This window comes from Aureimonas jatrophae, assembly GCF_900104035.1.
GTDB classification, from domain to species: Bacteria; Pseudomonadota; Alphaproteobacteria; order Rhizobiales; family Rhizobiaceae; genus Aureimonas; species Aureimonas jatrophae.
In genome coordinates, this window is record NZ_FNIT01000002.1 from 13,205 (window position 1) to 26,103 (window position 12,899).

At 66.6% G+C, this 12,899-nt stretch carries 8 protein-coding genes and 3 pseudogenes; 10 read left to right on the top strand and 1 reads right to left on the bottom strand.

Features of this window, described 5'->3' with window-relative positions; genetic code table 11:
* The first annotated feature begins 40 nt into the window (after nucleotides 1-40).
* The 10 genes and pseudogenes from BLQ76_RS04600 (at nucleotide 41) to BLQ76_RS04645 (ending at nucleotide 11,147) form a co-directional block, all read left to right on the top strand.
* Complete coding sequence (locus BLQ76_RS04600) at nucleotides 41-3,013, top strand: xanthine dehydrogenase family protein molybdopterin-binding subunit (protein ID WP_090669728.1); 2,973 nt, start codon at nucleotides 41-43, stop codon at nucleotides 3,011-3,013.
* Nucleotides 3,010-3,837 (top strand): FAD binding domain-containing protein, encoded by an 828-nt coding sequence (locus BLQ76_RS04605; RefSeq protein ID WP_090669730.1) that lies wholly within the window; start codon nucleotides 3,010-3,012, stop codon nucleotides 3,835-3,837. Before BLQ76_RS04600 ends, BLQ76_RS04605 begins: the two co-directional genes overlap by 4 nt.
* Nucleotides 3,825-4,343 (top strand): (2Fe-2S)-binding protein, encoded by a 519-nt coding sequence (locus tag BLQ76_RS04610; protein ID WP_090669733.1) that lies wholly within the window; start codon nucleotides 3,825-3,827, stop codon nucleotides 4,341-4,343. The genes BLQ76_RS04605 and BLQ76_RS04610 overlap by 13 nt, the downstream gene beginning before the upstream one ends.
* Nucleotides 4,336-5,880 (top strand): AMP-binding protein, encoded by a 1,545-nt coding sequence (locus tag BLQ76_RS04615; RefSeq protein ID WP_090669737.1) that lies wholly within the window; start codon nucleotides 4,336-4,338, stop codon nucleotides 5,878-5,880. The genes BLQ76_RS04610 and BLQ76_RS04615 overlap by 8 nt, the downstream gene beginning before the upstream one ends.
* Before the next feature lie 23 nt (nucleotides 5,881-5,903).
* The gene (locus tag BLQ76_RS04620) at nucleotides 5,904-6,710 is read left to right on the top strand and encodes an enoyl-CoA hydratase/isomerase family protein (protein ID WP_090669740.1); all 807 of its coding nucleotides are present in this window, start codon (nucleotides 5,904-5,906) and stop codon (nucleotides 6,708-6,710) included.
* Nucleotides 6,711-6,857: 147 nt separating this feature from the next.
* Complete coding sequence (locus BLQ76_RS04625; RefSeq protein WP_090669743.1) at nucleotides 6,858-8,201, top strand: MFS transporter; 1,344 nt, start codon at nucleotides 6,858-6,860, stop codon at nucleotides 8,199-8,201.
* A 46-nt stretch (nucleotides 8,202-8,247) separates the two neighbouring features.
* On the top strand, nucleotides 8,248-9,036 hold the full coding sequence (locus BLQ76_RS04630) for an alpha/beta fold hydrolase (protein WP_170842474.1): 789 nt from the start codon (nucleotides 8,248-8,250) through the stop codon (nucleotides 9,034-9,036).
* A 143-nt stretch (nucleotides 9,037-9,179) separates the two neighbouring features.
* A pseudogene (locus tag BLQ76_RS04635) lies at nucleotides 9,180-9,503 on the top strand (transposase); the annotation flags it as partial.
* A gap of 15 nt (nucleotides 9,504-9,518) precedes the next feature.
* Nucleotides 9,519-10,004 (top strand): annotated as a pseudogene (locus BLQ76_RS04640) (integrase core domain-containing protein); the annotation flags it as partial.
* Between the two features lie 26 nt (nucleotides 10,005-10,030).
* Nucleotides 10,031-11,147, top strand: a pseudogene (locus BLQ76_RS04645) (IS3 family transposase).
* 103 nt (nucleotides 11,148-11,250) lie between these two features.
* Here BLQ76_RS04645 and BLQ76_RS04650 read toward each other — a convergent pair.
* Nucleotides 11,251-12,882: an electron transfer flavoprotein-ubiquinone oxidoreductase gene (locus tag BLQ76_RS04650; RefSeq protein ID WP_090671285.1), complete on the bottom strand. Its 1,632-nt coding sequence runs from the start codon at nucleotides 12,880-12,882 to the stop codon at nucleotides 11,251-11,253.
* Nucleotides 12,883-12,899: the final 17 nt, after the last annotated feature.

Sequence of the window (12,899 nt, forward strand, 5' to 3'; positions counted from 1 at the left end):
GCATCCCCGACGAGCGGGTGCCTCGGGAGGATACCAAGAGATGACCGCCATTCCGCCATCGGGCGGCTGGACGGGACGTTCGGTGCCGCGGGTCGAGGACGCCGCGCTGCTGACGGGCCGCGGCCGCTACGTGGACGACTTGCCGATCGCGCCTGGAACGCTGCACGCCGCCGTCCTTCGCTCGCCTCATGCCCATGCCGCGATCAAGCGCGTCGACGCATCGGCGGCCCTCGCCCTGCCGGGCGTCGCTTGTGTCCTCACGGCGGACGAGGTGCGTCGGCTATCCCGCGCCATGACCGTCGGAGTGAAGGCCGATGTCGAGGCTTGGCCGATCGCCGTGGACCGGGTGCGCTATGTCGGCGAGCCGGTCGCCGTGGTCGTGGCCGCCGATCGCTACATCGCCGAAGACGCCGTTGATCTCATCAAGGTCGAATACGAAATTCTGCCGGTGGTGGTTGATCCACGCACGGCGGCGGAGCCGGACGCGCCGACGCTTCATCCGTCCTTGGGCGGCAACGTCATCAACGAGCGCCTGTTTCGCTACGGCGAGCCGGATGCGGCGTTCGCGGCGGCGTCCCGCCGCGTGGCGGTCACCGTCAGCTATCCTCGCAACTCAGGCACGCCGATCGAGACCTACGGCGTCGTCGCATCCTACGATCCGGGTGAGGATGCCTATGACGTCACGGCCAACTTCCAGGGTCCGTTCTCGATCCACGCCGTCGTCGCACGTGCCCTGAACGTGCCGGGCAACCGGATGCGCCTGCGCACGCCGCCCGATTCCGGCGGATCGTTCGGCATCAAGCAGGGCGTCTTTCCTTATATGATCCTCATGGCGCTGGCCGCCCGCCTCGCCGACCGGCCGGTGAAGTGGATCGAGGACCGGCTCGAGCATCTGTCGGCGTCCGTGTCGGCGACGAACCGCGTCACCACCCTGGAGGCGGCCGTCGAGTCGGACGGACGGGTCACGGCGCTGCGCTGGGATCAACTGGAGGACTGTGGTGCGCATCTGCGCGCACCCGAGCCGGCCACCCTCTACCGCATGCACGGTAACATGACGGGCGCCTACGCCATCCGCCATGTCGCGATCCGCAACCGGATCGTGCTGACCAACAAGACCCCGACCGGCCTGAACCGGGGCTTCGGCGGGCCGCAGATGTATTTCGCGCTCGAGCGGCTGATGCAGCGGATCGCCGTGGAACTCCGGCTCGATCCCCTGGACGTGATCGGGCGCAATCTCGTGCCGGCAGGCTCCTTCCCCTACCGGACGGCGACCGGCGCCCTTCTGGACAGCGGCGACTACCAGGCGGCGATGGCCCGCGCGATCGACGAGGGCCAGCTGGCGGACCTTTTGGAAACCCGGCGGGCGGCGCGTGAGGAGGGCCGGCTCTACGGCATCGGCTACACGGCCGCCGTCGAGCCGAGCGTGTCCAACATGGGCTACATCACCGCCGTTCTGTCGCCGGCCGCACGCCACAAGGCCGGTCCGAAGAACGGAGCCCAGGCCACCGCGACGATCTCGATCGATCCGCTCGGCGCCGTGTCCGTCAAGGTAGCCTCCGTGCCGCAGGGACAGGGGCATCGCACGGTGCTGGCTCAGGTCGTCGCCGACGTCCTGGGCCTCGAGCCCGACGCCATCCGCGTTCTCGCCGACGTCGACACGGCGCGCGACGCCTGGTCCATCGCCTCGGGCAACTATTCGAGTCGCTTCGCGCCGGCCGTCGCAGGGGCAGCCAAGCTCGCCGCCGACCGGATCGCGGTCAAACTGAAGCGCGTCGCCGCTGGACAACTCAACGTGGCGGCGGACGAAGTAGAACTTGTGAACGGCCGCGCTCAGGCGCGGGGCAACCCGGAAAACGCCGTATCCTTCGCGCGCGTGGCCGCCGCGACGCATTGGGCCCCGGGCACGCTGCCGGACGACGTCGACCAGACGATCCGCGAAACCGTTTTCTGGACCCCGGAGCAGTTGATCGCGCCGGACGACGAGGACGCGGTGAACTCCTCGCTCTGCCACGGCTTCATCTTCGACTTCTGCGGCGTCGAGGTGGACCGGCTGACCGGCGCGGTGCGCATCGACAAATACGTGACGATGCACGATTGCGGCCGCATCCTGCATCCCGGCATGGTGGCGGGGCAGGTGACGGGCGGTTTCGCCCACGCGGTCGGCGCGGCTCTGCTCGAGGAGTATGCCTATGGCCCGGACGGCAGCTTCCTGTCCGGGACGCTAGCCGACTATCTGATCCCGACCGTGATGGAGGTGCCTGAGCCGGTCATCCTCCATTACGAGAGCCCTTCGCCCTTCACCCCGCTCGGCGCCAAGGGGGTCGGCGAGGGGAATTGCATGTCGACCCCGGTCTGCCTCGCCAACGCGGTGGCGGACGCCTGCGGCTTCGACGAGGTGACGCTGCCGCTCGTGCCGGCGCGTCTGGCGGATCGTCTGGCATCGGAGGAGAAGCCCTCCCGCGAAGCGTCCACGAAATCGGTCGCCGCGCCCGCCAAACCGGGCGAGCGCAAGCTGACAGGCGAAGGATCGGCCGAGGTGTTGGCGCCCCGACAGGCGGTCTGGGACATGCTGCTCGATCCCAGGACGCTCCAAGCGGTGATTCCTGGCGCTCACGACGTGCGCAAGGTCTCGCCCACGCGCTTCCTGGCCGATGTCACGCTCGGCGTCGGTCCGGTGAAGGGACGATACCGCGCCGAGATCGAGCTTTCGGACCTCGCCGAGCCAGAGGCGGTCACGCTGTCTGGCGGAACGGACGGCGCGCTCGGCTTCGGCCGAGGCTCGGGACGGATCACTCTGGCGCAGACCGCGCCGGATCGGACCACGCTGCACTACAGCTACGAGGCCGTGATCGGCGGCAAGGTCGCCTCGGTCGGTGGCCGCCTACTGGACGGCGCGGCGCGCGTCGTGATCGGCCAGTTCTTCAAATCGCTCGCCGCTCATGTCGGGGGTGGAGCGGACACGGCACCCGGCCTCCTTGCGCGACTTCGCCGCCTGCTCGGGAGGGGTGCATGAAGCCGGCGCCTTTCGATCTCGTGCGGGCCGAAACGCTGACCGAAGCGCTCGACACCCTCGCACAGGCGGGCGAGGACGGACGCGTTCTGGCCGGCGGCCAGAGCTTCGTTCCGATGCTGAACATGCGCCTAGCGCGGCCCGGCGTGCTGATCGACATCATGGGCCTTGCGGAACTGCGCGCCGCCGACCTCGTCAAGGGCGCCCTTCGCATCGGTGCGGGCGTGCGGCAGGTCGAGCTCGCACGGCGGCCGGATCTGGCCGACCGGCTTCCGCTTTTGGCCGCCGCCATTCCCTACGTTGGCCACGTCCAAACCCGGTCGCGCGGAACGGTGTGCGGATCGCTGGCGCATGCCGATCCGAGCGCCGAGCTTCCCCTGGTGCTGATCGCCTTGGGAGGCGAGATCCATCTGCGCACGAAGAAGGCGCGCAGAACCGTCGCCGCGCGGGACTTCTTTCTCGGCATGATGGCGACGGCGATGCAGCCCGGCGAGATGCTCGAGGCGGCATCCTTTCCGCTGCGCCGGCCCGGCGAGGGCTTCGGCTTCCGCGAGGTGGCCCGCCGCCACGGCGATTACGCCGTGGTCGCCGTGGCGGCGGTGGCCGGTCCGGAGGGCGTTCGCCTGGCGGTCGGCGGGGTGAGCGACGTGCCGGCGCTTCGAGACCTGCCCGATCCCGAAAGCGGCGACCTGGAGGACGCGTTGAACGACTTCGCCTGGTCGCTCGACGCGCGCGAGGACCTCCATGCCACCCCGCGCTACCGGCGCGAACTTGTGCGCCGTCTTGGCCGCGAAGCCATCGAGGAGGCGGTAAGATGCCGAAGCTGACCAAAGCCGAACGCCGCCCCGTCCGTTTCACCTTGAACGGGCGGCCCGTCGAGGCGTTGGCGGAGCCACGCACCCTTCTGACGGATGTCCTGCGACACGGGCTGGGCGCGACCGGCACCCATGTCGGCTGCGAGCACGGCGTCTGCGGCGCCTGCACGGTGGAGATCGACGGCGAGCCCGTCCGCGCCTGCCTCGTTCTGGCGGGCCAGATCGACGGCCAGGAGGTCCGTACGGTCGAGGGGCTGGAGCCGCAGGCCGGCACCCTGTCCGTGCTGCAGGACGCGTTCCGCCGTCACCACGGGCTCCAGTGCGGCTTCTGCACGGCGGGCATCCTCGTCACGTTGGATCTCCTGTTCCGGAACCGGCCCGACGCGGATGAGGCGGAGATCCGCGATCACCTGTCGGGCCACTTGTGCCGCTGCACCGGCTACACGCCCATCATGCGCGCGGCGTTGGACGCGCGGGACCGGCTCAACCAGGCACGAAGGGAGGTAACGCATGCTTGACCTGGGAACCAGTTTTTTGGCGAGCGTCGAGCGCGATCCGGATGCGCTGGCGATCGTCGATGGCGCGACGCGGCTCACCTATGCCCAATGGCTCCCGCGCATCGCCGCGTTGGCGCAGGGGCTGACGGATCTCGGCCTGCGACCAGGTGACCGCGTCCTGACCCTCCTCCAGAACCGCTGGGAGAACGCGACCCTGCACTGGGCCTGCCAGTTCGCGGGCCTCGTCGTCACCCCCCTTAATTGGCGGGCCAAGAGCGACGAGGTCGACTATGCGCTAGAGGACTCCGAGGCGCGGGTCCTCGTTTGCGAACCGGTGTCCCACGATGCCGTGAAGGGCAGCGTGCGAGCGCTGGACGTGATCCGGCTACCCGTCGAGGAGGAGGACTGCGGTTCGAGCCTTGCCGCACTGATGGCGGGGAGCGCCGAGGCCTTCGAACCGTGCGCGTCGGCGCAGGACTGGTCGCTGATGCTCTACACCTCGGGCACCACATCGCGACCCAAGGGCGTGCCGCGGCGCCACCATGCCGAGCGCGCCGGAGCGCTCGCCCATGTCGCCCAGAACCTTTATCGGCACAGCGAACGAACGCTCGGCGTCATGCCGCTCTATCACACGATGGGCGTTCGCTCGCTTCTGGCCACGTCGCTGATCGGCGGCGCGTTCGTCTGCCTTCCGCGCTTCGACGTGGAAGGAGCGCTGCGCGCGATCGAGGACAACGGGATCACCAATCTCTACCTCGTCCCGACCCTCTACCACGACATCGTCCACCATCCCGCCTTCTCGTCGGACCGCGTGCGCAGCGTCACCAAGCTGGGCTTTGCCGGCGCCTCCATGACCGACGGCCTCATGCGCCGCTTGAGTGAGAGCTTCCAGCCGGACCTCTTCGTCAACCACTACGGCTCGTCCGAGGTCTACACGTTCACGATCGACCAGAACGCGCCCGCCAAGCCCGGTTCGGCCGGCCGTGCCGGCATCAACCAGATGGTCCGGGTCGTGAAGCTCGGAGAGCGCGACGCGTCGCGGCGCGCCGGCTCGCGCGAAGAAGGCGAGATCGCCGTGCTTCTGAAGGGCGACGAGAGCTTCGAGGGTTACTGGAAGCGTCCCGAAGCCGACGCGAAGGCGATCCGCGACGGCTGGTACTTCACGGGCGACACCGGCTTTCTCGACGAGGAGGGCGACCTCTTCGTCACCGGACGCACCGACGACATGATCATCACCGGCGGCGAGAACGTTTCGCCGGTCGAGATCGAGAGCTGCCTATCGCTTCATCCCGCCGTCGACGAAGTTGCCGTGGTCGGTCTGCCGGACGAGCGCTGGGGCAAGGTTGTTACCGCCTTCGTGAAACGCTCAGGCGCGGTCGGCGAAGCCGAACTCGACGAGCACTGCAAGCGATCCGGCCTCGCCAACTTCCGGCGTCCTCGCGCCTACGTCTTCGTGAACGCCATTCCCAAGAGCCCGGTCGGCAAGCTGCTGCGACGCCTGCTCGTAGCCGGGGAATACGAGCCCGAAACATTGGTCGAGACGCGCGTCGCCTCCTGACATCTCCCCAAAGGATCATCCCCATGAGCGAACCTCATCGCTTCGACCATCCGGCGCTTCAGTCGCTCGACGGCTTCAGGGTCGCGATCGATCCGTCTGCCGAGCGGGCCGACATCGTGCTCGACCGCCCGCCCTACAACGTCGTGTCCATGGCGGCACGCGACCAACTGCGTCTCGTCTTCGAGGCGCTCGATGCGGATGCGCGTGTGCGTGTCATCGTCCTGTCGGGCGCAGGCGCGCATTTCTCCTCGGGCGGAGACATCAAGGGCTTCCTGGAAGCCAGTCCCGAGCACGTCTCCAAGCTCGCCTGGAACGTGGCCGCACCGGCACGCTGCGAGAAGCCGGTGATCGCAATGAACCGGGGCTACTGCTTCGGCGTCGGCTTTGAACTCTCGCTCGCCTGCGACTTCCGTCTGGCGTCCGAGACGACGCTATACTCCCTACCCGAGCAGAAGCTCGGCCAGATCCCGGGCTCCGGCGGATCGGCGCGTCTCCAGAAGATCGTCGGCGTCACACGCACCAAGGACATCGTGATGCGCTCCAAGCGCATTTCCGGGAGCCAGGCCCTGGACTGGGGCATCGCCACCGAATGCCACCCGGACGATGCCCTGGAGGCAGCCGTCGCGGCGCTCGTGGACGAGTTGCGCAGCTTCTCGCCGCTTGCCCAGCGCACCGCCAAGAAGCTCCTGAACGACAGCGACGACGCGCTTCTCTCCACTGCGATCGAGCTGGAGGGTCTGAACTATTCGCGCCTTCGGATGTCGGACGACTTCCGGGAAGGCGTTGAGGCCTTCCACGCCAAGCGCCGGCCGACCTTCAAGGGGGTCTGAGGCGGCGAAGCCGACACGGCTTTCGACCCTCGGCGGCACCGACATGGCAGACATTTCGTCCCTGGCTCGCCGCCGGGCCGGGATAGGCATGCCCGATTTCATCGACGCCGGCGGTCAAGACCGGCACAAACGTGGAGGAACCCGATCATGACAACCCTCGAACAGGCGGACCAACCCGCCGTCGCGACACCCACCCGACGGCAGACCATCACGGCGGCGTCCGCGTCACTGTTCGGGTGGGGACTCGACCTCTTCGACCTCTTCATTCTGCTCTACGTCGCCCCGGTCGTCGGGCGACTGTTCTTCCCGTCCGAACAGCCGATGCTGTCCTTGGCCGGCGCCTACGCGTCCTTCGCCGTCACACTTCTGGTGCGTCCGCTGGGCTCCGCGATCTTCGGGTCCTACGCAGACCGGTTCGGTCGCAAGCGAGCGCTGATGGTCGCCGTCACAGGCGTCGGCTTCTCGACCGCGATCTTCGGACTCCTGCCGACGGTGGGGCAGATAGGCTGGTTCGCTACCGCGCTGTTCCTGTTCTTCCGCCTCGTACAAGGCATCTTCGTTGGCGGCGTCGTCGCGTCGTCCCACACGATCGGTACGGAAACGGTGCCCGAGCGCTGGCGCGGCTTCATGTCTGGGGCGGTCGGCGGCGGCGGCTCGGCCATCGGCGGCCTTCTGGCTTCGCTGGTGTTCTTCGTGGTCTCGCTCATGTTCCCCGGTGACGCGTTCGCGGAAACCGGCTGGCGCGTGATGTTCTTCTCGGGCCTCCTGACCTCGGTGGTCGGCCTCGTCATCTTCCGCAACCTCGAAGAGTCGCCGCTGTTCAAGCAGCTTCAAGCCAAGAAGGCGCTCAAGAACGCGACGGCGCAGAGGGACGCCTCGCCGGTCCGCACCCTGTTCTCCCGCCCGCAGCTCAACGGCTTCCTTCTGACACTGCTTCTGTCCTTCGGTGGCGGTTCGGCCTACTATCTGACCTCCGGCTACCTTCCGACCTTCTACAACGTCGTGAATGGGGTCCCCGGATCGTCCGCCTCGATCATGCTGATCCTGGCCAATGTCGGCGCGGCGCTAGGCGCCTGCGGGGGCGGCGAACTCAGCCAGCGCATCGGCCGTCGGCCCGCCTTCATCTGGATGGGCGTGGTGCGGCTCGTCGCGTTCCCGCTCCTGTTCCTGCTGATGGGAAGCACCACCGGACTGTGGACCATCGCCCTGTGCGGGTTCGCGCTCTCCTTCCTGGCGAACGCCAGCTACGGTCCGCTCCTGATCTACCTGAACGAGCGCTTTCCCACCGCCATCCGCGCGACCGGAACGGGCCTGTCGTGGAACATCGGTTTTGCGCTGGGAGGGATCCTGCCGACCTTCGTGTCCCTTGCCGCGGGCGGCCCGTCCGGAATCCCGATGACGCTGGCCATCTTCACGGTCGCCGTCACGCTGGTCTATCTTCTGGGCGCCCTGCTCACGTCCGAAACGCGCGGCAACCTGGAGCGAATGTAGCCGTCCGCCCTGGCTCGAAGCCATGGCCAAGCCCGAGCGGAGAACCATGGCTTCAGACGCTACCTTCATCGAGATCGACGGAACGGCTATCGAACTGCGCGAGGTCGCAGGCGTCGGGGCACCAATCCTGCTCTTGCACGAGGCACTCGGCTCCGTTTCGCTCTGGGGTACTTTTCCCGAGCGCCTCGCAGCTGCATCCGGCCACCCTGTGATCGCCTGGTCGCGCCAGGGCTTCGGGCGATCCGATCCATTACCCGAACCGCCCGGGGTGGACTTTCTGGACCGGGCGGCGGACCAGACCCTGGCCCTCATGGCGCGGTTGGGGATCGACCGCGCCCATCTTCACGGCCACAGCGACGGGACGGCGATCGCCCTTCTTGTAGCGGCCAGGGCGCCGGACCGTGTCAAAAGTCTCGTTCTGGAAGCCCCGCATGTCAGCGTCGAGATCGGAGCGCTGAAGGCCATCGAGCAGATGCGCGAGCGGTTTGCGAGCGGCGATCTGCGCAAGCGGCTCGCACGCCATCACGACGATCCAGACACCGTCTTCAAGAATTGGGTCGGTATCTGGCTGGACCCGCGCTTCCAGGACTGGTCGATTGAGACGCAGCTTCTGCAGGTGCGTACACCGACCCTGTTGATACACGGCCGGGATGACGTCTACTTCAGTATCGATCAGATCGACCGCATCACAGCTGTTATTCCAAGCGCCAACGCGGTGATCCTTCCGGAATGCGGACACTCACCCTTCCGTGACCAGCCAATTCTCGTAGCAGAAATATCAACAAAACACGTCAAAACTTCTGACCCGGACGATGCTCAAGCGCATGAACAATGATTTTTCAGCACCTCGCGCCTTTCAGATATTCCGTTTGTTTTTTCCGTCTCGCAGATCGGATAAGATGGTCGAATGCTAATGGCTTGTCATTGCTTGAACGTTTGAGTGTAATGGTCGTTTGCGTCTCCGAACAGAGAGCAGCGATGCTGAGCGACGAGCAGTGGGCGGTGCTGGAGCCGTTGGTCGAAGCGTGCCGACCGATCGGCAAGACGCCACCGCAGGATCTGCGCCGGACGCTGAGCGCGATCCTGAGGCGGCATCGGAACGGCACCAAATGGCGAGCCATCCCAGCCGAACTGGGACCGCGGTGGCGGGCGGCGCAGGTGTTCATGCGTTGAGCTCGGGCCGATGCCTGGGAACAGCTGCTAAACCTCGTTCCGGAGCGCGGCCTGCGGCTCGGCATGGTGTTTCTGGACGGCACCAACGTGCGGGCGCACCCAAAAGCGGCCGGTGCGGCGCGAAGGGGGGATCTCAAGCCCAGCGAGTACCTGGCGAGCCGGGTAGGCTTTAAGCTGAAAGCGACCGACGTCATCGACGTTCTGTCCGACCCCTTCATCTGGCACGGCGTGCCAGGCCACGTGCAATCCAACAACTGAACGAAGTTCGTAGCCAGGGCGGTGTGCGAATGGATCACAGCGCTTGGCGCAAGAACCGCGTTCATCGAGCCAGGATCACCCTGGGAGAACAGGTACTGCGAAAGCTTCAACTCCAAACTACGCGATGAACTGCTGAACGGCGAAATCTTCTACAGCCTGCGCGAGGCCGAGATCGTCCTCGAAGGTTGGCGTCAACACTACAACACCAAACGACCGCACTCCGCGCTCAGTTGTCGACCGCCAGCACTCGCCGCCGTGCCGTGGCCGAAAGCGCCACCCCAACCCGCTTCGCCGGCCACTTCAACCGTGTCCGCCAAGCTGAGCTGCTGCCCGTTTCCTGGACCATTTCGAGCTGGAAGATTCCAGTTATGAAGAAGGGCCAGGAAGAGGAGCTTGGAATGAAGAGGTCGAAGTTTTCCGAGGCGCAGATCGCGTTCATGCTGAAGCAGGCTGAGGACGGAACGAGCGTTGGCGAGGTGTGCCGCAAGACCGGTGGCAGCGAGGCGACGTTCTACGCCTGGCGCAAGAAGTGCGCGGGTCTCATGCCGTCGGAGATGCGGCGACTGCGCCAGCTCGAGGAGGAGAACGCCGAGCTGAAGCGGCTGGTCGCTGACCTCAGCCTCGACAAGGCGATGCTGCAGGATGTCGTCTCGCGAAAACTGTGAGGCCTGACCGGCGCCGGCAGCTCGTCGACGACGTCAGGAGCACGTGGCAGGTCAGCATTCGGCGGGCCTGTGGTGTGCTTCGGACGGCGCGATCGGGCTACCACTATCGTGGGCGCCGCGCCGATCAGGCCGATCTGAAGAAGCGAGTGAAGGAGATCGCCGAGACGCGCGTGCAATACGGCTATCGTCGTATTCACGTGCTGCTTCGCCGGGAGGGCTGGGACGTGAACGCCAAACGGATCTATCGTCTTTACAAGGAGATGGGTCTGCAAATGCGGCACAAACCACCCAAGCGCCGGGTGAAGGTGAAGCTGCGGGAAGGCCGCTGCATGGTGTCCTGCTCGAACGAGGTATGGGCCATGGACTTCGTCCATGACCAGCTTGCGACGGGACCGAAGCGGCGGATCCTGACTGTTGTGGACACCTTCAGTCGGTTCTCGCCGGCGGTGGTGCCGCGCTTCAGCTTCCGGGCTTCCGACGTCGTGGGCGTGCTCGAACGCGTCTGCGGTGAGGTGGGCTATCCCGCATCGATCCGCGTCGACCAGGGAAGCGAGTTCGACTCGCGCGAGTTGGACCTGTGGGCCTATACCCGCGGTGTCGTGCTCGACTTCTCCCGGCCCGGAAAGCCGACGGACAACGCCTTCATCGAGTCGTTCAACGGCAAGTTCCGGGCAGAGTGTCTGAACCAGCACTGGTTCATGAGCCTCGACGATGCGGTGCCAAATGCGAGGCTTGGCGTAGAGACCACAACGAGGTGCGACCCCATAGCGCCATCGGCAACAAACCGCCGATATCGCTGGTGAACCGATCAGCGGCACATGGCCCACCGCCGCCGGTCGAAGCTGGATGACGACCGGCCGAGTGGTCCAGAAACGGGTAGCAGGTCAAAGCCCACCATACATTGGATTTGAACCGGGCCACATAACTGGGGCAGGCCAAAAGTCAAAAGCCCCTCACATGCTCGCGTAGACCGGTCCCTCGCCGCCCTGCGGGGGCACCCAGCGGATGTTGCCGTTGGGGTCCTTGATCGAGCACGTCTTGCAGTGGACGCAGTTCTGCGCGTTGATCACGAAGCGCGGATCATTCGGGTCGCTCTCGTCCCACTCGTACACGGCGGCCGGGCAGTAGCGCTGGGACAGCCCGGCGTAAACGTCGTGCTCGGATCGCTTCTGGAGGCTCAAGTCGCGCACTTGGAGATGCACCGGCTGGTCTTCCTCGTGGTTGGTGTTGGATAGGAACACCGACGATGTCCGGTCGAAGGTCAGCACCCCGTCGGGCTTGGCGTACGCGATCGGCCGGTGCTTGTCGGCCGGATCGGTCGCTTCGGCATCCGTCACCCCATGCCCCATCGTGCCGAAGAGCGAGAATCCCAGAAGCTGGTTGCACCACATGTCGATGCCGCCCAGCGCCACGCCGAGCCCCGTTCCGAACCGCGACCAGAGCGGCTTGACGTTGCACACGGGCTGGAGGTCCCGGCCGATGGCGGAGGCGCGCCAGCCGTCCTCGTAGGGCTGTAGACGATCCGCCGAGCGCCCTTCCCCAATCGCGGCGGAGGCCGCTTCCGCCGCCATCATCCCGCTGGTGATCGCGTTGTGGACGCCCTTGATGCGCGGCACGTTCACGAAGCCCGCCGCGCAGCCGATTAAGGCACCGCCGGGGAACACGAGGTTCGGCACCGACTGCCAACCGCCTTCCGTGATCGCGCGTGCGCCGTAGGCGATGCGCTTGCCGCCGCGCAGCAGTTCCGCGATGTCGGGATGCGTCTTGAAGCGCTGGAACTCCTCGAAGGGCGACAGGTACGGGTTCTTGTAGTTGAGGTGCACCACGAAGCCGACGTAAACGCGGTTGCCCTCCAGGTGATACAGGAACGAGCCGCCGCCGGTCGAAAGGTCGAGCGGCCAGCCGAACGAGTGCTGCACGAGACCCGGCATCGCCTTGGCAGGCTCGATCTCCCACAGCTCCTTGATGCCGAGCCCGTATTTCTGAGGCTCGGCGTTCTGCGCCAGCCCGTAGCGGTCCACAAGGTCTTTCGCGAGCGAGCCGCGCACGCCCTCGCCGATCAGCACGTACTTGCCCATCAGCGCCATGCCGCGCTGGTAAGCGGGTCCTGGCTCGCCGCCGCGCGTGATCCCCATGTCGCCGGTGGCCACGCCCACCACGCGATCCTCCTCGTCTAGGATCAGCTCGGAGGCCGCGAAGCCCGGATAGATCTCGACGCCGAGCGCTTCCGCTTGGCTCCCCAGCCAGCGGCACACCTCGCTGAGCGACACCACGAAGTTGCCGTGGTTGCTCATGAGCTTGGGCATCAGGGCGTTGGGCAGGCGCACCGCTCCTTCCGGCCCGTAGAGGAAGAAGCGGTCCTTGGTAACGGGCTGGCGGATCGGCGCGCTCTCGTCCGAGCGCCAGTCCGGCAGAAGCGCGTCAAGCGAGGACGGGTCGAGCACGCAGCCCGACAGGATGTGCGCGCCGACCTCCGCGCCCTTCTCCAGCACCACGACGGAGAGGTCCGGGTTCACCTGCTTGCATCGGATCGCCGCAGCCAAGCCCGCCGGGCCTGCGCCCACGATCACCACGTCGAACTCCATCGACTCGCGCTCGGGCA